This is a genomic window from Amycolatopsis sp. NBC_01480, assembly GCF_036227205.1.
In the GTDB taxonomy this organism is placed as follows: Bacteria; Actinomycetota; Actinomycetes; order Mycobacteriales; family Pseudonocardiaceae; genus Amycolatopsis.
In genome coordinates this window covers 4,303,117-4,323,050 of the sequence record NZ_CP109442.1, presented here as the reverse complement: position 1 = coordinate 4,323,050, position 19,934 = coordinate 4,303,117, and the positions used below count along the sequence as shown (strand labels likewise).

Below are 19,934 nucleotides of genomic sequence, written 5' to 3'. Positions count from 1 at the left end.
CCAACGCCACATTGGGGCGCTTCGGCGGGCACGGCGGCGAATTTCAGGCGATCGACCGGACGTACCCGTCCGGCCGCACCACCACGCGACGACCAGGCGTGGCTTCGTACGCGGCGTACGCGTGCGCGCCCGCGTCGACGAGGTCCGTGCCCGTTGCCGTGGAGCCGGCGGGCAGGATGCGGTAGCCCGGGAAACCGGCGTCCACCGGGCCGTCGCCGAAGACCAGTTCGGTCGCGTGCGGGCCGCGGAACAGCTCGAACAGCCGCAGTTGTTTGCCGTTCGCGTCGGTGAGCGGGGCGTCCGGGGCGCGGTCGCCGGGGCGCAGTTCGCCGGTGGCGAGCTCGGCCAGCGGGCCGCCGCGGTAGGTGATGTCCAGCTGCTGGGTTTCGGGGCCGCGGCGGTGGGCTTCCTCGTCGCCGTCGGCGTACTTTTCCATCAGCTCCGTGGACACCCCGAGCACGCGGGCGGCGACCGTCCGGCGCTCGGGCTCGTAGCTGTCCAGGAGCTCGGGTGAGCCGTCGGCGAGCTTCCAGCCCAGGTTGTACGCGTCCTGCACGCCGGTGTTCAGCCCCTGGCCGCCGGTCGGCGGGTGGACGTGCGCGGCGTCGCCCGCGAGGAAAACGCGCCCGCGCCGGAACGACTCGGCCAGCCGGATGTTCGGCCGCCACACCGTGGACCAGGCCAGGTCGTGCAGCCGGATCCCGCCGCCCGAAACCGAGTCGAGCCGGGCCTGCAACGCGGTCAGCGACGTCTCGGCCGCCAGGTCGCCGTCGCCCAGCGGCGCGCCGAACTGGAAGTGCGGCGTGCCGGCCAGCGGCGTGAACATGACGCCTTCCATGAGCTTCGCCGCGGGCGCGAACCAGTACGCCGCCGTGTGGTCCAGACCTTCGGCCTGCACGTCCCCGAGCAGCATCCGGATCGACTCGTCCGTGGTCCCCTCGAACGCGATCCCCAAAGTCTTGCGCACGACGCTCTTCCCACCGTCCGCCCCGACCAGATAAGCCGCTCGCACCGTCTCCTCGACGCCGCCGCCGCGCGAAAGCACCGCCGTCACGCCGAGTTCGTCCTGCGTGAAGCCGGTCAGCGCCGTCCCCAGCTCGACCCGCACGCCGAGCTCCGCCAGCCGCGCCCGCAGGATGCCCTCGGTCTGCGACTGGCCCAGGAACCAGATGTTCGGGTACGGCAGGGCGGGCGTCGGCTCGACGTGCTCGCTCATCCACCGCTCGGTGACGTACTCGCCGTCCAGGTAGACCTTCGTCGGGTACTGCGGTGAACCGGCCGCGAGCACCGCGTCCAGCACGCCGAGGTCTTCGAAGACCTCCAGCGTGCGCGGTTGCAGCCCGTCCCCGCGCGAGCCGGCGAAGTAGGTGTCGGCCTTGTCGATCAGCCGGACGTCGACGTCGCGCCGCGCCAGCTCGATGGCCAGCGTCAGCCCGGTCGGGCCCGCCCCCGCGATCAGCACCGTGGTGTCCATGTTCCCCTCCAGTGAATTATGATTCAGTGAATCTGCATTCAGGATGCGCGCTGCTAGCGTTCCTGTCAAGGGAGGTGCCGCATGACGGCGACGAGCCGCAAGGAAAAGGCCGCCGAGACCGAGACCGCGCTGAAGGAGGCGGCCAAGCGCGTGTTCGCGCGCAAGGGCTACCTGAACACCAAGATCACGGACATCACGACCGAGGCCGGCCGCGCCGCGGGCTCGTTCTACAACCACTTCGCGGGCAAGGAAGAGCTACTCGAAGCGCTGCTGGCCGACCTGGCCGCGTCGAGCGACGAGCAGGCGGCCGACACGGGCCACCTGTCCGACTTCACCGACCCGGCGGCCGTCCGCTGGCACGTGCGCCAGTACTGGAACTTCTACCGCGCCAACGCGGTCACCATGCAGGCCCTGCGCCAGGCGTCGATGGTCAACGAGGGTTTCGCGCGGACGTTCGCCAGCTTCGGCGTCGCCCAGGCCGCCGACATCACGGACCACCTCGACCAGGTCACCGCCGCCGGCCACCGGCTGCCCGCGACGACCCAGACCAGCGTCGCGATGATGTACCAGCTGATCGACGGTTTCGCGCAGATGTGGCTGCTCGCTCCAGAACCCCAGGGCTGGACCGCCCCCACCGACGACGAGGCCATCGAAGCCCTCACCCGCTTCGTCTACCGCGGCTTCACCGGCCGCGACTACTGAGCGACGCGGTTCAGGAGACCGACGCTGCGCCCGAGACCGGCTGCGGTCATCAAGCGATGCCCGGCATTGCCGGGAGGCCGATCGCCGAGAACACCCTGATCCGGCGGCTACGGCCCGTCCGTAGCCGCTGACCGTCGCGGCTCGCTGCAGCAGCTCAGCCAGAGACGAGCTTCGGACTCAACCGGCGCGGCCTCGGAAACCCGGACACTCACCACGCCGCCCACACACCGTCCCGGCCGCGCCTGCCCCACCGTATTTTGCCGCGCCCGCCAACGGCTCACGCCGCGGAACCGAAGGTCTCTGCTGTCCTTGGCGACCCCGGTTCAGCGGGCGGAATAGCGACGCGGTTCAGGAAGCGAGACGCTCGGCAGCCGCGTCGATGCGTTCGTCAGTGGCGGTCAACGCGACGCGGACGTGCTTGCCGCCCGTCGGGCCGTAGAAGGTGCCCGGCGCCACCAGGATGCCGCGGTCGGCGAGCCAGCCGACGGTGGTCAGCGAGTCTTCGCCGCGGGTGGACCACAGGTACAGGCCCGCTTCGGAGTGCGAGATCTCGAAACCGTTGTCCTGCAACGCTTTGCGCAGCACGACCCGGCGGCGGAGGTACCGCTCCCGCTGGGCGGCCAGCGCCTCGTCGTCGGTCAGGGCGGCGACCATGGCCTCCTGGACCGGGCGTGGCACGATCATGCCGGCGTGCTTGCGGATCTCCAGCAGGTTCTTGACCAGCTTCGGGTCGCCGGTGACGAAGCCCGCGCGGTAGCTCGCGAGGTTCGCCGACTTCGACAGCGAGTGCACGGCGAGCAGCCCGTCGAGCCGTCCACCGTGGACAGACGGGTGCAGCACCGACACGGGCTCGGCCTCCCAGCCGAGCGAGAGGTAACACTCGTCCGACACCACGATGACGTCGCGCTCGCGCGCCCACTCCACGACCTTGCGCAGGTGGTCGGCGCCGAGCACCCGGCCGGTGGGGTTGGACGGCGAGTTCAGCCAGATCATCGCGGGGCGCCGCGGGCCGAGCTGGGTGAGGCCGTCGGCGCGGGCCACCTCGGCGCCGGCGAGCAGCGCGCCGACCTCGTACGTCGGGTACGCCAGCTCCGGGATCACGACCAGGTCGCCCGGCCCGAAGCCGAGCAGCCGCGGCAGCCAGGCCACGGCTTCCTTCGAACCGATCGTCGGCAGCACAGCGTCGGGCTCGATGCCCTCGATGCCGTGGCGGCGGCCGAGTGCCGCGATGGCCGCGGAGCGCAGCGCGGGAGTGCCGTGCGTGGCCGGGTAGCCCGGGATGTCCGACACCGACGCCAGCGCGTCACGGATCCCGGCCGGCACCGGGTCCACCGGCGTGCCGACGGAGAGGTCGACGATCCCCCCGGGGTGTTCCTGCGCGCGGGCCTTGAAGCCGGCCAGCGAGTCCCAGGGGAAGTCGGGCAGTTTCGCCGCGGTCATTCGCCCTGCGGGGGCAGCGCCTTGATGAAGGCGGGGTCGTTGCTGGTCTTGCCCACCTTCGAAGCGCCGCCGGGCGAGCCGAGCTCGTTGAAGAAGTCGACGTTCGCCTTGGTGTAGTCCGACCAGTTGTCGGGCACGTCGTCCTCGTAGTAGATGGCCTCGACCGGGCAGACCGGTTCGCAGGCACCGCAGTCGACACACTCGTCCGGGTGGATGTACAGCATCCGGTCGCCCTCGTAGATGCAGTCCACGGGGCATTCGTCGATACACGCCTTGTCGAGCACGTCGACGCAGGGCTCGGCGATCACGTAGGTCACTGCGTACTCCTGCTTTTCTCTGCTTAGCCAGTCGCTGCGGACATTACGCGCTTCCCGCACCCCTGGTGGTGATTAGGCAACCCTTATCCATACCCCTGGTATGGCCCGGAGACGGCCCGGTCAGCGGTCCCGGCGCCGGGGTTTCGGCGCGGACCGGGCGTCACCGGTGATGACGAAGCCGGGGCTCTTCGGCTTCCCCTCGCCTTCGGGCTCCTTCAGCGTTCGCTTGAAGCCGTCGGCGATCTCTTCGACCAGGTCCTCGTTGTGCCGGTCGTCCTTGCGCGCCAAGCTCATCGGTTCTCCTGCGGTGATTCGGGCCGGAGTCTCAGTCACAATCTAACCGTGAACGACTCGGAAAAGCTTGAAATCGTCTGCGCGCGGGCTTGGCCGCCGGTCCTCGAGCGCCCGCTCGGGCAGTGGCGGCTGCGCTGGGCCGACGGCTTCACCGGCCGCGCGAACAGCGCACTCGCCGTCGGGGACCCCGGGATCGCGATCTCCGAGGCGCTGAAAGCCGTGTGTGACTTCGCCCACGATCAGGCGATCCCGGCGGTCGTCCAGGTGATCGAGGACGGCGCGATCGAGCGCGCGGTGGCCGGAGCGGGCTGGGTCGAGTGGACCGAGCACGCCGCGGGCCACCGGGTCTCGGTGCTCACCGGGCCGCTGCCGGACGGGCCCGCGCCGGACGGCGAGGTGCTCGACGAGCCGACGCCGGCGTGGTGGGAGCTGACCGCCGGCGGCCAGGAGCCGGGCGACGCCGAGCGGCACGTGCTGACCACCGGGAAGGTGGGTTACGGCGTGGTGGAGGTCGACGGCGTCACCGCCGGGGCCGTGCGCGGCGCCGTGGTGGACGACTGGCTGCACGTGTCCCGGCTGGCGGTACGGCCGGAGTTCCGCCGCCGCGGGCTGGCGTCGGCGCTGATGCACGCGCTGGCCGCCTGGGGCCGCGAGCACGGGGCCGGGCAGTGGGTCCTGCAAGTGGCGCTGGACAACGCCGGCGCACTCGCGTTGTATTCCGGGCTGGGCTGTACGGAGCACCACAGGTACCGGTATTGGGGCCCGGGCCCCGGCGCGTGCGAGGATCCGCAGTCGTGAAGATCGTCGTATTGGTGGGCGGGGTGGGCGGCGCCCGGTTCCTGCTCGGGGTGAAGGCCGCACTGGGAATGCCCGCGATCGGCCCCGCCGAGTCGCCGCACGAGGTGACCGCGCTGGTGAACACGGGTGACGACGTGTGGATGCACGGGCTGCGCATCTGCCCGGACCTCGACACCTGCATGTACACCCTCGGCGGCGGCATCGACGCCGAGCGCGGCTGGGGCCACTCGGGCGAGACCTGGGTGGTGAAGGAGGAGCTGGCCGCGTACGGCGCCGAGCCGACCTGGTTCGGGCTGGGCGACAAGGACATCGCCACGCACCTGATCCGGTCGCGGATGCTGCGCGCGGGCTACCCGCTCTCGGCCGTCACCGAAGCGCTGTGCGACCGCTGGCAGCCCGGCGTGCGGCTGCTGCCGATGTCGGACGACCGGGTCGAGACCCACGTCGTGATCGACGACCCGGAGCAGCCGGACCAGCAGAAGGCCGTGCACTTCCAGGAATGGTGGGTGCGCTACAAGGCCGGGCCGCCGGCGCACTCGATCGTCTCGGTCGGCAACGACGAGGCGAAGCCGGGGCCGGGTGTGCTGGAAGCGATCGGCGACGCGGACCTGGTGCTGTTCGCGCCGTCGAACCCGGTGGTTTCGGTGGGCACGACGCTGGGCGTGCCGGGGGTGCGCGAGGCGCTGGTGAAGTCGCGGGCCAAGGTCGTGGGCGTCTCCCCGATCATCGGCGGCAAGGCGTTGCGCGGCATGGCCGACGCGTGCCTGACCGCGATCGGCGTCGAGACCTCGGCCGAGGCGGTGGGCCGGCACTACGGCGCGCGCAAGGACGGCGGCGTGCTCGACGGCTGGCTCGTCGCCGAAGAGGACCACGACGTGACCGTGCCGGGCGTGACCGTCCGCGCGGTGCCGCTGCTGATGTCCGATGTGGACGCGACCGCGGCGATGGCGCGCGCGGCCTTCGACGTTGCGGGAGTTTCCCTTGACTGAGCCCGAGTTCGCCGACCACGCCTCGGCGAAGATCGAGATCCTGCCCGTGGCCGGGCTGCCCGAGTTCCGGCCCGGCGACGACCTCACCGGCGCGATCGTCGCGGCGGCGCCGTGGCTGCGCTCGGGCGACGTCGTGGTCGTCACCTCGAAGGTCGTGTCGAAGATCGAAGGCCGCCTCGTGCGGGTGCCGACCGATCCCGAAGCCCGTGACGCCGCGCGCCGCGCGCTGATCGAGCAGGAGTCCGTGCGGGTCGTCGCGCGGGTGGCGCGCACGCTGATCACCGAGAACCCACTGGGCATCGTGCAGGCGGCGTCGGGAATCGACGCGTCGAACGTGCGGGGCGACGAGGTCGCGCTGCTGCCGGCCGCGCCGGACGCGTCCGCGCTGGCGCTGCGAAACGGCCTGCGCGAACGGCTCGGCGTCGAGGTGGCCGTGGTCATCACGGACACGATGGGCCGGGCCTGGCGCGTCGGGCAGACGGATGCGGCGATCGGTTCGTCCGGGCTGCGCGTGCTGCACGCGTACGCCGGCCAGATCGACTCGCAGGGCAACGAACTGGCCGTCACGGAGATCGCCGTGGCGGACGAGCTGGCCGCGGCGGCGGACCTGGTGAAGGGCAAGCTCGGCAGCCTGCCGGTGGCCGTGGTGCGCGGGCTGACCCTCACCGACGACGGCTCCACCGCGCGGAACCTGATCCGGCCCGTCGACGAAGACCTCTTCCGCATGGGCACGAACGAAGCGCTGGCGCAGGGCCGGCGCGAGGCCGTGCCGCACCGGCGATCGGTGCGCTCGTTCAGCGACGAGCCGGTGGACCCCGAGGTGCTGCGCGGCGCCGTCGCGTCCGCGCTGACCGCGCCCGCGCCGCACCACACGCACCCGGTGCGGTTCGTCTGGCTGCGCGATGCCGGGCTGCGCAAGAAACTCCTCGACGCGATGCGCGACTCCTGGCGCGGCGACCTGGACGGCGACGAGTTCACCGAGGAGCAGATCGCGCGCCGGCTCTCCCGCGGCGACATCCTGTACAACGCGCCCGAGGTGGTCATCCCGTTCCTCGTGCCCGACGGCGCGCACACCTACCGCGACCAGCGCCGGAACGACTGTGAGCACACGATGTTCACGGTCGCCGCGGGCGCCGCGGTGCAGGGCCTGCTGGTCGCGCTGGCGGCCGAGGAGCTGGGCTCGTGCTGGATCGGTTCGACGATCTTCGCGGCGGATCTGGTGCGGTCGACCTTGGGGCTGGACTCGCGGTGGGAGCCGCTCGGCGCCGTCGCGATCGGACACCCGGCTGGCGGGCCGCCGCCGGCGCGGGAGCCGCGGCCGGCCGGTGACGGGCTGGTCGAGCTGTGAGCGGGCCGGTCGGCGCCGTGGACGCAGAAGCTTTGTCGGGTGGCGCGCTCACCGACGCAGTGCACTCGGATGCCGTGGCGACACTGACTTCCTGGACGCCGTCGTCGACCTCGCAGGAGGCGTTGCGGCAAGCGTTCCTCGGCTTCCTCGCCTCGCGCGACGACACCTGCCGCCGTTCGTGCGAAGCGGGGCACCTGACGGCGTCGGCCGTGGTCCTGGACTCGACCGGGACGCGAGTGCTGCTGACGCTGCACCCGCGCGTCGGACGGTGGCTGCAGCTGGGCGGGCACTGCGAGCCGTCGGATGCTTCGCTGGCCGGGGCGGCGTTGCGGGAGGCCACGGAGGAGTCCGGCATGACGGGCCTGCGCATCGGCGCGGAGCCGGTGCACCTGGACGTCCACCCGGTCACCTGCTCGCTCGGCCTGCCGACGCGGCACTTCGACGTCCGCTACGTGGTGCGCGCCCCGGCCGGCGCGGAACCCGTCCGCAGCGACGAGTCGGACGACCTGCGCTGGTGGCCGGTCGACGCCCTCCCGGCGGATTCGGCGGACCTGGGCGAATTGATCAGGGCGGCCGTTTCGTCCGGTTAGACTGATTGGCATGGACCTTTTCCTGGCCCGCCCGCACATCCACACCGGCGACGGCGGTTACATCGGCCTGTGGGTGGTGCTGGCCGGGTTCGGGCTGGCCTTCCTGGCGCTGATCGTCGCGATCGTGATCCGGCTGCGCAAGCAGCGGCGCCGCTAGGGTGGGCGGGGTGACCGTCAGCTTCGACAGCGCTTCGCCGGTGCCGCCGTACGAGCAGGTGCGCTCGTCGCTCGCCGCGCAGATCAACGACCGGACCCTGCCGGTCGGCACCAAGCTCCCCACGGTCCGCGGTCTGGCGGCCGACCTGGGCGTCGCGCCCAACACCGTCGCCCGCGCCTACCGCGAGCTGGAAGAGGCCGGTCTGATCGAAACCCGCGGCCGCGCAGGCAGTTTCGTCGGCTCAACGGGCGACGAAAGCCGCTCCCGAGCCCGCGAAGCAGCCCAGGAATACGCCGCCGTGACCCGCAGCCTGGGCCTCGCCCCGGCCGAAGCCCTGGCCATCGCGAAGGCGGCACTGGGCTGAGACCCCTACGATGGGCGTCTCGGCGAGAGGGGTGCTCATTCCGTGAACGCGATCCAGCCGTGGCATGTGCTGATCCTGCTGATCTTCCTGGCTTTGGCCGGGGTCGTGACCGCGATCGTGTTGGGGGTACGGGGGTCGGGGCACAAGAAGCAGCAGGGCCCACCGTGGCAGGGTGGGCCTGGGTATCCGCCTGGGCCGGGGTATCCGCCGCAGGCTGGGCCCGGGTATCCGGGGTATCCGGGGTATCCGCCCCATGGCGGCCAGGGCTACCCGGCGCAGGCCGGGCAGGGCTATCCGCCGCCTGGACCGGGGTTTGGTCCGCCACCGCAGGGGTTTCCTCCACCGCAAGGATTTCCGCCGCCACAGCAAGGAACTCCGCCGCAGCAGCCATCGGACCAGCAGGCAGCGGACCAACCGCCGAATCAGCAGCCGCCCGAGCAGCTTTGACCAGGAGCGACCCGCTGCGGTCGCCGTTCGTTTTCAGGAATCAGAAAGAGGAGTGTGGCCTTGAGTCATCTCGTGGTTGTTGTCGTTCCGGCGTTGGCGGTGATCGCGCTGGCGATCATCGTGGTGTTGCGGATCGTCAGGGCGAACAAGTCGACTCCGCAGCCGCCGTACCCGCCGCAGCAGCAGCCCGGTTATCCGCCGCAGCAGCAAAATCCGCAGCAGCAGTACCAGCAGTACCCGCCACAGCAGCAGTATCCGCAGCAGCCGCCGCAGTACGGGCAACCCGGTCAGCCGCCGCAGTACGGCCAAGCCCCCGGCGGGCAGCAGAACCCCCAGCAACCCCACTGACTCAACCCGAGCGAGGCCTCACATCGCGCGATAGTCACGCAGCTCGATACGCGGCCCGAACCGAGGCTTACGCGCCCCGGCGACCTCCAGGTAACGGATGGCCCGCTGGCGTTGCGGCGCATAAGGCGCCAGCACGTCCGCCATGCCCTCGTCGTCGATTTTGCGGCCGAGCAGGGTGTGTCCGACGATCGACGGGATGTTGTAGTCGCCGAAGCTGACTGCGTCCGGGTCGCCCCAGGCGCGTTGGGCGATTTCCGACGCGGTCCAGACGCCGATGCCCGGGACCTTCCGCAGCAGCGCCCGCCCGGCGACGCCCCGCAGTGCCACCGCCTCCTCGAGCCGGGGTGCCACGCGCGCGGCGTTGATCAGCGCCGTCCGGCGTTTCAGGTCGACGCCGATGCGGTGCCAGTTCCAGTCCACAATGGACCGGATCGCGAGCGGGTCCGGCGGCACGCGCAGGCGGTCCGGCCCGGGGCCCGGCGCGCGGGTGCCGAACCACCGGCACAGCTCGGACCACGAGCGCAGCGCCTCCGGGCTCGCCACCTTCTGCTCCAGCACCGCGAGCACCAGCGAGTCCCACACCCGGCCGGTCGCGCCGAGGCGCAGGCCCGGGAAGCGACGGCGGGCCTCGGCGATCACGTCGTGGTGGGCGACGAAACCCGTGTCGTCATCGTCGGCCCCGAGCAGGGCCGGGACGCCGTCGAGCAGGAAGCCCGCGCCATCGCCCCAGGCCTCGGCCTCGATGTCGCCGTCCGGGCGGTGCAGCAGCGCGAGCGTGCCCGGGCCGGCGGGCGTGTTCGCCGCCAGCCACCAGACACCGCGGTGACGCTGGAAGTTCAGCGAACCGCGCCCACGGCTGAGCGGCCCGAGCACCGAGCCCGGGTCGAGCGTGAACGGCGGCCGCCACAACGCCACAGCGTGGTTGCGCATCGTTACGCGTCGCTCGAGAAGCGGATGCCGCCGTCGGGCAACGTGATGCCGGGCCAGACACGGGCGCCGTCGAGCAGTTCGCAGCCTGCGCCGACCGTCGCGCCATCGCCGACCACCACGCCACGCAGCACGGCACCCGCGCCGACGCGCGCACCGCGGCCCAGCACCGAACGCTCCACAGTGGCCCCTTCCGCGACGACGGCGTCGTCGAACAGCACCGAGCCGGTCACCGTCGCGCCGGAGGCCACCTCGGCCTTCGCGCCGATCGTCGAGCCGCCCGAAACGACGGCCGTGTCGGCGACCCGCGCGCCGTCCAGCACCAGCGATTCGCCGGTCGGGCCGGCCAGCGCGGACGTCGGCGCGATGCCGCGCACCAGGTCGGCGCTGCCCCGCACGAACGCCTCGGGCGTGCCGACGTCGAGCCAGTACGACGAGTCCACGAAGCCGTGCAGGTGGGCGCCGGCCTCGAGCAGGCCCGGGAACGTCTCGCGCTCCACGGACACGCGCCGTCCGGCCGGAATGGTCTCGACCACTGAGCGGCGGAAGACGTAGCAGCCGGCGTTGATCTGGTCCGTCGGCGGGTTCGGGGTCTTCTCGAGGAAGGCCTGGACGCGGCCGTCGGCGTCGGTGGGCACCGAGCCGAACCGGCTGGGGTCGGGCACGCGCTGCAGGTGCAGGGTGACGTCGGCGCCGGAGTCCACATGGGTCTGAAGCTGCTCGCGCAGATCGGCGCCGGAGAGGATGTCGCCGTTGAAGATGATCGCGTGCTCGGCGCGGAGCCGGTCGTAGACGTTGCGGATCGCGCCGCCGGTGTCCAGCGGCTCGTCCTCGACCACGTACTCCAGCTCCAGGCCGTGCGCGGACCCGTCGCCGAAGTACTCCTCGAACACCTCGGCGCGGTACGAGGTGCCGAGCACGACGTGGCGGATCCCGGCCGCGCGGATGCGCGAGAACAGGTGACTCAGGTAAGGGGTCCCGGCCGTCGGCAGCATCGGCTTCGGCGCGGACAGGGTGAGCGGCCGCAGGCGGGTGCCTTTGCCCCCGACCAGCACGACGGCGTCGACTTCGAGCTCGGTCGTCACAGAAAAACTCCTCTTTTATCACGCGCCGCTCAGCGACAAGCCGTGGGAAACCCTGACGGCGCGGGCTCCGAGGGCCTACCCTAGACAGGAAACAGGTGGGCCTTTCCCCAGAGGGCCCCGGGTCAGTCGGGAGGCCGAGGGGATGGACCCCCGCGATCGCGCGGACGCCTTGCTCGCACGTGCTCGTTCCCGCGGCGCCTTCGTGGTGACGCCGGACAACATGACGTCACCGATGGACGCCTCCAATACCCAGCAGATCGCCAGAGCCGTGGTCGCCGGGCTGGACCAGCAGGACCCCGACACGACGACGCAGCTGCCGGCGTCGCTGATCGAGGAGAACGATCACCCGCTGGCCGGCTACAACCCGACCACACCGCTGGAAATGCCGGGCGGCTCGTCCGAGCAGGCCACCAAGCCGGTTGCGGCGCAGCAGGTCACCACTCCCCTGGTGCCGCGGCCGCAGGCGAAGCCCGTGCCCAGCCCGCTGCGCGAGCCGACCGAGGAAGAGCTGACCGGGCTCGTCCCGACGGTCCAGCAGAACAACGGCCGCTCGAACCTGTCCCGCCGCCTCGACGGGCTGTGAGCCCATTCGCGTAAGAAAATCAGGCGGCCCGGTGATCTCCGGGCCGCCTGATTTTCTTGACCGGGTCAGCCCTTTCGGGTCTCCAGCTTGACGCGCAGGGCCAGGCCCAGCTTCACCGCGGCCAGCACCGGCTTCCAGCGCAGGCCCTGGTGCCGGTCGGCGAGGTAGCGATAGGCGCTGGCGTGGTGCGCGCGAAGCATCTTCGCGGACGCGCGCGCCGTCGAGTGGCCACCGATGTGCATCACGCTGGACGACGGCGCGTAGACGTTCAGCCAGCCGGCCTTCGTGAGCCGGTCGCCGAGGTCGACGTCCTCGAAGTACATGAAGTAGCGAGTGTCGAAGCCGCCGACGGAGTCGAACGCCTCGCGCCGGAACAGCTGGCACGAGCCGGACAGCCAGCCGGACGTGCGCTCGACGGGGGTGCCGGTCTCCTGGCGGTACTGGCGCGTCCAGGGATTGCCCGGCCAGATCTTCGCGAACACGGCGTGCCCGATCCCGCGGCCGAACGACGGCAGCAGCCGCGCGGACGGGTACACGGTGCCGTCGAGGTCATGGATGAGCGGCCCGAACGCGCCCCCGCGCGGCCACCGCTGCGCGACCTCCAGCAACGCGTCGAGCGATCCGGGCTCCCACTCGAGATCCGGGTTCACCACGACGATCCAGCCGTAACTGTCGTCGAGCGCCGCGACGCCGCGATTGGCGGCCGTGCCGTAACCGACGTTCTCGCCGATGCTGACCAGCTGCACGTTCTCGCGCTCCGCCGCCTGCTCCGGCGCGCCATCCGTGGACGCGTTGTCGGCGACGACGACCTTGACCTCCCGGTCAGTCGCCTTCTCGAGCGTGTCGAGGAACTTCTCGAGAGTCTCGCCGGGAAAGTACGTCACGGTCACGACGGCGAGCCCGTCGCCGTAGCTGGGGTGCTCTGTCACCGGGCCATTGTCCCCCGGTCACCGACTGCAACTGCGACGGACCAACCCGCACACCGAGGGTGACTGTGTACGCGTTCGTCGACTCCGTCCTCGGCGGGCAATACCCGTCGTTCCCGCACTCGGTCCGGCAAAAGCGAAAAGCCTGCGAGACGACCGTCCGGACGCATCGCAGGCTCACATACTCGGCCCCACCGAGGCCTCGCACTTAGGAAGTTAGCACCTCCAGCAACGGCCCCTCAGCGGTTCTGCAAGTGCCGCGCCCAAGCCTTGCCATAAGCCTCACGATGCCGCTCCGCGGTCGTAGCCCATGAGAACTCCTTGGCCCGCTGCTGCGCAGCCGCAGCAAGCTCAGCCCGGCGGGAGGAGTCAGCGAGCAGCTCCGTAATCGCAGCGGCCACGTCGCCCGCGCCGACGCCGCAGTAGGCCACCGCGTCGCCGCCGACTTCCGGCAACGAGAGGCGGCGGGTGGTCAACACGGCGGCGCCGCAGGCCATCGCCTCCAGAACCGGGAGGCCGAAGCCCTCGCCCAGACTCGGGTAGGCCACCAGTTCCGCACCGCCGAGGAAGCCGGCCAAAGTGCCGAACGGGAGGTAGCCCGCGCGGATCACGCGCAGGCGGTGCGGCACGCCGTCGAGGGCGCGCTCCACCTGTGTGTCCCAGCCGGGCTGGCCGGCGAGCACCAGGGCGGGCGCGTCGGCGCGGCCGGAGACGGCGCGGGCGTAGCCGCGGATCAGCGCCGGCACGTTCTTGCGCGGCTCCAGCGCACCCAGGAACGCGATGTACGGCGTCCGCCCGATGCCCATCGCCGCGCGGGCCGCCGCGATCTCCTGCGGGGACGGCGGGTGGAAGCGTTCCGTGTCCACGCCGTGGTGGATGATTTCCAGCTCCGCGCGCCGCACCGGGCTCACGCGCGCCAGCTCGTCGGCCGTGGCCTGGCTCGGGACGACGCACATCGTCGCGCGGCGCAGGGCGGCCGAGGTCCACGCGCGGAAGAACCGGGCCTTCACGGACGAGTGCAGCACGGCGTCGGTGAAGAACGTCGCGTCGTGCAGCGTCACCACCGAAGCGGCCCCGCTGGCCAGCGGCATCGTGTAGTGCGGCGAGTGGACGACGTCCGCGGCGAGCTTGCGCACCAGCCTCGGCAGCGTCGCCTGCTCCCAGGTCAGCCGGGCCGTGCGGGTCGAGGTCGACGGCGACGCGGGCACCACCCGCGCACTCGGCGCGAGCCGGTCGTACAGCGGCAGGTCACGCGGCTGGCAGACGACCGTGAGCCGCGCTCCGTCCTGGTCGAGCGCCGCGACGAGCGAGTCCACGTACCGGCCGACGCCACCCCGGTCCGCGGGCACCGCGGTCGCGTCGATCAGCACTCGGGGATCACCGGTCACGTGAGCAGAGTACGACCGTGACAGCGGGCGATGGTGAGGAACCGACAAACTGCTCCCCGCCTGGGAATGCTCGTGAGTGTTCCGGACGGTTCTAACCGTCATGAACACTCACGAGGAGCGCCGCCGGTGCGCGGCCCACACGGCTTCCGCGGCGGCACGCCAGGTGAACGCGCGGGCCCGCTCACGGCCGAGCCGCGCCAGTTCCGCCGCCCGGTCCGGGGACGCCAGCACCGAACGCAGCCCGGCGGCCAGCGCCGGGACGTCGCCGCGCGGCACCACCACCCCCGCGCCACCCGCGACCTCGACCAGCGCCGGGACGTCGGTGTGCACCACCGGAACCCCCGCGGCCATCGCTTCCAGCAGCGGGAGACCGAAGCCCTCGGCGAGGCTCGGCACGGCCAGCACACTCGCGCCGCGCAGGGCGGTGGCCAGCTCGGCGTCGGTCACCTTTCCCAGCACCCGCACGTCGGACAGGCCCCGCTCGGCCGCCATGCGCACCGGGTCGATCGCGCCCCAGCCGGGCTGCCCGGCGATCACCAGCGCGACGTCGCCGAGCTGCGCGACGGCGTCCACCAGCACGTCCATGCCCTTGCGCGGCTCGATCGTGCCGACGGCCAGCACGTACCGCTCCGGCAGGTCCAGCGGCGCCGACCCCTTGGCCACGGTCACGCCGTGGGGCACCACGCGCACCGGCACGGTCACGTCCACCAGCACCGCCAGCTCGTCGGCGACGGCCCGGGTCGGCACGATCAGCCCGGACGAGCGCCGCGCCGCCCGCGCGATCATCGACCGGTGCCAGCTGACGCCGCGCGCGGTGAGCGTCTCCGGGTGCGTCCACGGCACGGTGTCGTGCACGGTCACGGTGAGTGTCCGTCCGGCGGGCGCGCGCGGCGGGGCGAACGGCGTGGGCGCGTGCACCGCGTCGCCGCCCGGCCACCACGGCACGCCGAGCTGCCAGAGCCCGATCAGCCCGCGGGGCGGGAGTTTCAGCACGCGCGGTCCTTCGATGCCCTCGACCTGGGCGGCCGTGACATCCGCGTGGCGCGCGACCACGCTCGACACCGTCCACCCCGGCGGCGCGGTGCGCGCCAGCGCGGGGAGCAGTTCGGCGGTGTACCGGCCCGTACCACCCGGGACGGGGGCGAGCAGCTGCTCGGCGAGCACTACCAGTTCGGGCACGCCGCTATTCTCACCCAGGTGACCAGCGCGGAGCCCAGCACCACCGTCGTCGTGGTCACCTGGCGGGGCGCGGCCCACGTCACGGCCTGCCTCGACGCCCTCGCCGCCCAGACCCGTCCACATCGGACGCTGGTGGTGGACAACGCCTCCGACGACGGCACGGCCGGCCTGCTCGCCGCCCACCCGTCCCGGCCGCGGGTCCTCCGGCTGCGCCACAACACCGGTTACGCGGGCGCGATGGCCACGGCGCTGAAGCACGTCGGCACCCCGCTCGTGGCCTGGCTGAACGACGACGCGGCCCCCGATACCGGCTGGCTCGCCACGCTGGAGGACACCCTCGACGAGCAGCCGCTGGCCGCCGCCGTCACGTCGCGGCTGGAGCTGGCCGACGGCACCACGCAGTCCACCGGCGTCCGCCTGACCGCCGACGGCCACGGCGCGGACCTCACCGAACACACCGACGAGGTCTTCGGCTTCTGCGGCGGCGCCGCCCTGCTGCGCGCGGACGCGGTGCGCGAGGCAGGCGGGGTCCCGGCGGCTTTTTTCTGTTATTACGAGGACACCGACACGGCGTGGCGGCTGCGGCTCGCGGGCTGGCACGTCGTCGCGGCCGAGCAGGCCCGCGTCCGGCATCTGCACGGCGCGAGCACCAACCCCGGCTCGCCGCTGTTCCACCGCTGGAACGAGCGGAACCGGTTGCTCATGCTGCTGCGCTGTGCCCCGGCGGGGGTCGCCGCGCGGGAGCTGGCCCGGTTCGCCGCGCTGACGGCCGTGCTGCCGCTTCGCCGAAAGCGACCGGCTGCGGCCAACTTCGACCCGCGGCTACGGGCACGGGTGCTCGCCGAGGTCGCCGCGAGACTCCCGTCGGCGCTGCTGGCACGCCGTCGCATCACCCGGATCGCCGCGCTCGGCCGAGGCGCGATCTGGGAGGCATGGGCTGGCCTTTAAGCTGAGCCAGGCCCGACATCACGGACAGGAGCTCGTCTTGACGCAGGGGGACCCGCAACCGCTTGTCTCGGTGATCGTGGTGAACTACCGCGGCGCTGACGACACGATCACCTGTCTGCGGGCACTCGGCACCGAGCTGGACTACGAGAACGTCGAGCTGATCTGCGTCGACAACGCCTCGGGCGGTGACGACGCGGCCCGCATCCGGGCCGCGGTCCCGGCCGTGCAGCTCATCGAATCGCCGGTCAACACCGGGTTCGCCGGCGGCTGCAACCTCGGCGCGAAACACGCCAAGGGCACCGTGCTCGGCTTCCTGAACAACGACGCCCGCCCGGCGCCGCGCTGGGTCTCCGCCGCCGTCGCCGAGCTGCGGGCGCAGCCGACGGTGGCCGCCGTGGCCAGCAAGGTCGTCGATTGGGAGGGCACTGGCACCGACTTCGTCGACGCGGGCCTGACCTGGTTCGGCATGGGCTACAAGCGGCACGCGGGCACCCCGCTGGCCGAGGTCCCCGAGGCCGAGCACGAGCTGGCCAAGGACGTGCTCTTCGGCACCGGCTCGGCGATGTTCGTGCGCGCCGCGGTGTTCGCCGAGCTGGGCGGGTTCGACGAGCGGTTCTTCATGTTCTACGAGGACGTCGACCTCGGCTGGCGGCTGAACCTGCGCGGCTGGCGGGTGCGGTACCTGCCGGAATCGCTGACGTATCACCGGCACCACGGCACGATGGCGGCCGTCGACGCGCCGGAGACCGGCCGCGAGACGTTCCTGCTGGAGCGCAACGCGCTGGCCGCGCTGTACAAGAACCTGTCCGACGAGTCGCTGGCCCGCGCGCTGCCCGCCGCGCTGGCGCTGGCCGTGCGGCGCGCGACCGCCCGCGGCGGCCTGGACCCGGACCAGCTGGACCTGGAAAAGGGCGTCGGCCCGGTCGAAACGGGCGACATCGCGGTGCCGCGGACGACGCTGGCCGGGGTGCTGGCCGTCGACCGGTTCGTGGAGCTGCTGCCTTCGCTGGCCGAGTCCCGCGCGGTCGAACAGGCCGCGCGGGTGCGCACCGACGCGGACCTGCTTCCGTTGCTGCGCAAGGCTTTGGAGCCCGCGTACCCGCTGCCGGACTACCTGCGCGCGCACGAGATCCTGATCGAGGCGTTCGGCATCGAGGCCGTCTTCGGGCAGCGGCGCAAGATCCTGGTGCTGACCGGCGACTCGATCACCGAGCGGATGGCCGGGCCGGCGATCCGGGCCTGGAACATCGCCTCGACGCTGGCCGCCGAGCACGAAGTGCACCTGATGACCACGAACCCGCTGGTCTCGCCGCCGCCCTCGGTGTTCCGCGTCAGCTCCGGCAAGCACCGTGAGCTGGACGGGCCGATCGAGTGGGCCGACGTGGTGATCCTGCAGGGCCACGTGCTGGAGCTGGCGCCGTCGCTGAAGAAGCAGCACGAGCACAAGATCGTGGTCGCCGACGTCTACGACCCGATGCACCTCGAGCTGCTGGAGCAGGGCAAGGGCGTGGCCGACGACCAGCGCGCGCTGGACCTGGCCGGGGTCACGAAGGTGCTGGACGCGCAGCTGGAGCGCGCGGACTTCTTCCTGTGCGCCTCCGAGCGGCAGCGGCACTTCTGGCTGGGCCACCTGGCCGCGCTGGGCCGGCTCTCGCCGCGGCTCTACGACGCGGACCCGACCACGCAGTCGCTGCTCGCGGTGGTCCCGTTCGGGCTTTCGCCGCAGGCGCCGGTGCGGACCGGGCCGGGTCTGCGCGCGTCGCTCGGCATCGGCGAGTCCGACCGCGTGGTGCTGTGGGCCGGCGGGGTGTACAGCTGGTTCGACCCGCTGACCCTGATCCGCGCGTTCGACCTGCTGCGCGAGCGCCGCGACGACGCCCGGCTGGTCTTCCTCGGCATGAAGCACCCGAACCCCGAGGTCGCCGAGATGGACATCGGCGCGCGGACCGTGCGGCTGGCCGATTCGCTGGGGCTCACCGACAAGCACGTGTTCTTCAACGAGCACTGGGTGCCCTACTCCGACCGGCAGAACTGGCTGCTGGACGCGAACACCGGCGTCACCACGCATTACGAGCACGTGGAGACCACCTTCGCGTTCCGCACGCGGGTGCTGGACTACCTGTGGGCGGGCCTGCCGATCGTCACCACGGACGGCGACGCGTTCGCCGACCTGGTGCGGGCCGAAGGGCTCGGCGTCGTGGTACCGGCGGAGGACGCCGTCGCGCTGGCGGCGGCGCTGGAAAAGACGCTGTACGACGAGGAATTCGCGGCCGGCTGCGTCTCGCGCATCACCGAGGTCGCGCGGCGGTACGCGTGGCCGGAGGCGCTGAAGCCGCTGGTGGACTTCTGCCGCGATCCGCACCCGGCGGCCGACCGGCTGCCCGGCTCCGCCGACCTCACCACGACGCCGCCGGTGCGCGGCCGTCAGATGGTGCGGCGCGACGTCGACCTGATCCGGGAGTACCTGACCGCGGGCGGGCCGTCGGAGCTGGCGCGACGCGTCGGCGGGCGGGTCGTGAAGGTCGCACGCCAACGGCTGCGCCGTGGCTGACCGCCCCTTGCGGGTGCTGCTCGACGGCACTCCCCTGCTCGGCTCGCGGACCGGCATCGGCCGGTACACCGCCGCGCTGAGCGAGGAGCTGGCCTCGATGTCCGATGTGGACCTTCGCGCGGTGGCGTTCACCTTGCGCGGCTGGCGAAAGCTGCGTCACGTGCTGCCCCACGGCGTGCAGGCGCGCGGCATGCCGGTGTCCGCGCGGCTGCTGCGCCAGACCTGGCTGCGCTCCGAGCTGCCGCCGGTGGAGCTGTTCGCGGGCTCGACGGACGTGGTGCACGGGACCAATTTCGTGCTGCCCGGCCGGCTGCGGGCCGCGGGCGTGCTGACGATCCACGACCTGGCGTTCCTGGACGCGCCGCAGGAGCTGGCGCCGTCCGACCGCGATCTGCCGGAGCTGGTCCGCCGCGGCGTCGCCCGCGCGAACGTGATCTGCACTCCGACGGCCGCTGTCGCCGACGCCGTGGCGACCCGCCTCGACGTGGACCGCGACAAGATCGTGGTGACGCCGCTGGGCGTCAACCCGGCGTGGTTCACCGCCCGTCCCCCGGACGACGGCCGTCGCGCGAAGCTCCGCCTGCCGGAGAAGTACCTGCTGTTCGCCGGTGCGGCCGGCCCGCGCAAGGGCCTGGACTGGCTGGCCCGCGCCCACGCCTCGGCGCCCGACCTGCCGCCGCTGGTCTTCGCGGGACCGGGCCCGTTCGAACGGCTGCCCCGCTCCGGCCAGACCGGCTATCTGTCCGATGTGGACCTGCGCACGGTCGTCGCCGGCGCCGCTGCGCTGGTTTTGCCTTCCCGCGACGAGGGTTTCGGCCTGCCCGTGCTGGAAGCCATGGCGTCCGACGTCCCCGTGGTCTGCACCGACATCCCGGCCCTGCGCGAAGTCGCGGGCGATTGCGCCACCCTGGTCCCGTACGACGACGTGGACGCGCTGGCCGACGCGCTGCGCACCGCCGTCACCGATCCCCACGCCACCGCGACGTCGACCGCCCGGCGGACCCACGCCGCGAACTTCACCTGGCGCAAGTGCGCGGACCTCACCGTCGGCGCTTACAAAAAAGCCATGGAGCGCTGAG

The 19,934-nt window shown here is 72.2% G+C and carries 21 protein-coding genes; 12 read left to right on the top strand and 9 right to left on the bottom strand.

The window, feature by feature from the left end; genetic code table 11:
- Window positions 1-43 precede the first annotated feature (43 nt).
- The gene (locus OG371_RS20795; protein ID WP_329071639.1) at window positions 44-1,474 is read right to left on the bottom strand and encodes an FAD-dependent monooxygenase; all 1,431 of its coding nucleotides are present in this window, start codon (window positions 1,472-1,474) and stop codon (window positions 44-46) included.
- An 81-nt stretch (window positions 1,475-1,555) separates the two neighbouring features.
- On the opposite strand from OG371_RS20795, the gene OG371_RS20790 reads away from it, so the two are divergent.
- Window positions 1,556-2,176, top strand: coding sequence for a TetR/AcrR family transcriptional regulator (locus OG371_RS20790; protein WP_329071637.1), 621 nt, complete (start codon window positions 1,556-1,558; stop codon window positions 2,174-2,176).
- A gap of 348 nt (window positions 2,177-2,524) precedes the next feature.
- On the opposite strand, the gene dapC is transcribed toward OG371_RS20790, so the two are convergent.
- The 3 genes from dapC to OG371_RS20775 all read right to left on the bottom strand — a co-directional run bounded on the left by dapC (window position 2,525) and on the right by OG371_RS20775 (window position 4,227).
- Window positions 2,525-3,616 carry a succinyldiaminopimelate transaminase gene (gene dapC, locus OG371_RS20785; protein ID WP_329071635.1) on the bottom strand — a complete coding sequence of 364 codons (1,092 nt, stop codon included), beginning with the start codon at window positions 3,614-3,616 and terminating at the stop codon, window positions 2,525-2,527.
- A complete protein-coding gene (gene fdxA / locus OG371_RS20780; RefSeq protein WP_329071633.1) occupies window positions 3,613-3,933 on the bottom strand; it encodes a ferredoxin in 321 nt (106 codons plus the stop codon). The genes dapC and fdxA overlap by 4 nt, the downstream gene beginning before the upstream one ends.
- Before the next feature lie 120 nt (window positions 3,934-4,053).
- On the bottom strand, window positions 4,054-4,227 hold the full coding sequence (locus tag OG371_RS20775) for a hypothetical protein (RefSeq protein ID WP_329071631.1): 174 nt from the start codon (window positions 4,225-4,227) through the stop codon (window positions 4,054-4,056).
- A 48-nt stretch (window positions 4,228-4,275) separates the two neighbouring features.
- Between OG371_RS20775 and OG371_RS20770 the strand changes: the two genes are divergently transcribed.
- The 7 genes from OG371_RS20770 to OG371_RS20740 all read left to right on the top strand — a co-directional run bounded on the left by OG371_RS20770 (window position 4,276) and on the right by OG371_RS20740 (window position 9,268).
- Window positions 4,276-5,025 carry a GNAT family N-acetyltransferase gene (locus OG371_RS20770; protein WP_329071629.1) on the top strand — a complete coding sequence of 250 codons (750 nt, stop codon included), beginning with the start codon at window positions 4,276-4,278 and terminating at the stop codon, window positions 5,023-5,025.
- The gene (cofD, locus tag OG371_RS20765; protein ID WP_329071627.1) at window positions 5,022-6,014 is read left to right on the top strand and encodes a 2-phospho-L-lactate transferase; all 993 of its coding nucleotides are present in this window, start codon (window positions 5,022-5,024) and stop codon (window positions 6,012-6,014) included. The genes OG371_RS20770 and cofD overlap by 4 nt, the downstream gene beginning before the upstream one ends.
- Window positions 5,950-7,362 (top strand): coenzyme F420-0:L-glutamate ligase, encoded by a 1,413-nt coding sequence (locus OG371_RS20760; RefSeq protein ID WP_329071626.1) that lies wholly within the window; start codon window positions 5,950-5,952, stop codon window positions 7,360-7,362. The genes cofD and OG371_RS20760 overlap by 65 nt, the downstream gene beginning before the upstream one ends.
- Before the next feature lie 74 nt (window positions 7,363-7,436).
- Entirely contained in the window at window positions 7,437-7,952 is a 516-nt protein-coding gene (locus tag OG371_RS20755) for an NUDIX hydrolase (RefSeq protein ID WP_329071624.1), read from the top strand.
- A gap of 10 nt (window positions 7,953-7,962) precedes the next feature.
- Complete coding sequence (locus OG371_RS20750; RefSeq protein WP_329071622.1) at window positions 7,963-8,109, top strand: hypothetical protein; 147 nt, start codon at window positions 7,963-7,965, stop codon at window positions 8,107-8,109.
- A gap of 10 nt (window positions 8,110-8,119) precedes the next feature.
- Window positions 8,120-8,473, top strand: coding sequence for a GntR family transcriptional regulator (locus OG371_RS20745; protein ID WP_329071621.1), 354 nt, complete (start codon window positions 8,120-8,122; stop codon window positions 8,471-8,473).
- 507 nt (window positions 8,474-8,980) lie between these two features.
- Window positions 8,981-9,268, top strand: coding sequence for a hypothetical protein (locus OG371_RS20740; RefSeq protein WP_329071619.1), 288 nt, complete (start codon window positions 8,981-8,983; stop codon window positions 9,266-9,268).
- 18 nt (window positions 9,269-9,286) lie between these two features.
- Here the strand turns inward: OG371_RS20740 and OG371_RS20735 are convergent, their stop codons facing one another.
- Window positions 9,287-10,198 carry a DNA-3-methyladenine glycosylase family protein gene (locus OG371_RS20735; protein WP_329071617.1) on the bottom strand — a complete coding sequence of 304 codons (912 nt, stop codon included), beginning with the start codon at window positions 10,196-10,198 and terminating at the stop codon, window positions 9,287-9,289.
- Window positions 10,199-10,200: 2 nt separating this feature from the next.
- Window positions 10,201-11,280, bottom strand: a complete 1,080-nt coding sequence (locus OG371_RS20730) for an NDP-sugar synthase (protein ID WP_329071615.1) — start codon at window positions 11,278-11,280, stop codon at window positions 10,201-10,203.
- Window positions 11,281-11,422: 142 nt separating this feature from the next.
- Between OG371_RS20730 and OG371_RS20725 the strand changes: the two genes are divergently transcribed.
- A complete protein-coding gene (locus OG371_RS20725; protein WP_329071613.1) occupies window positions 11,423-11,863 on the top strand; it encodes a hypothetical protein in 441 nt (146 codons plus the stop codon).
- A gap of 65 nt (window positions 11,864-11,928) precedes the next feature.
- Here OG371_RS20725 and OG371_RS20720 read toward each other — a convergent pair whose 3' ends face one another.
- The 3 genes from OG371_RS20720 to OG371_RS20710 all read right to left on the bottom strand — a co-directional run bounded on the left by OG371_RS20720 (window position 11,929) and on the right by OG371_RS20710 (window position 15,356).
- Entirely contained in the window at window positions 11,929-12,792 is an 864-nt protein-coding gene (locus OG371_RS20720) for a glycosyltransferase family 2 protein (protein ID WP_329071611.1), read from the bottom strand.
- Window positions 12,793-13,028: 236 nt separating this feature from the next.
- A complete protein-coding gene (locus OG371_RS20715; protein ID WP_329073223.1) occupies window positions 13,029-14,159 on the bottom strand; it encodes a glycosyltransferase family 4 protein in 1,131 nt (376 codons plus the stop codon).
- Window positions 14,160-14,285: 126 nt separating this feature from the next.
- Window positions 14,286-15,356, bottom strand: coding sequence for a glycosyltransferase family 4 protein (locus OG371_RS20710; protein ID WP_329071609.1), 1,071 nt, complete (start codon window positions 15,354-15,356; stop codon window positions 14,286-14,288).
- Window positions 15,357-15,374: 18 nt separating this feature from the next.
- Between OG371_RS20710 and OG371_RS20705 the strand changes: the two genes are divergently transcribed.
- The 3 genes from OG371_RS20705 to OG371_RS20695 are packed head-to-tail and all read left to right on the top strand — an operon-like array spanning window position 15,375 to window position 19,933.
- Window positions 15,375-16,304 (top strand): glycosyltransferase family 2 protein, encoded by a 930-nt coding sequence (locus OG371_RS20705; RefSeq protein ID WP_329071606.1) that lies wholly within the window; start codon window positions 15,375-15,377, stop codon window positions 16,302-16,304.
- Between the two features lie 37 nt (window positions 16,305-16,341).
- Entirely contained in the window at window positions 16,342-18,855 is a 2,514-nt protein-coding gene (locus OG371_RS20700) for a glycosyltransferase (protein WP_329071605.1), read from the top strand.
- Window positions 18,848-19,933, top strand: a complete 1,086-nt coding sequence (locus OG371_RS20695) for a glycosyltransferase family 4 protein (protein WP_329071602.1) — start codon at window positions 18,848-18,850, stop codon at window positions 19,931-19,933. Before OG371_RS20700 ends, OG371_RS20695 begins: the two co-directional genes overlap by 8 nt.
- Window position 19,934 lies beyond the last annotated feature (1 nt).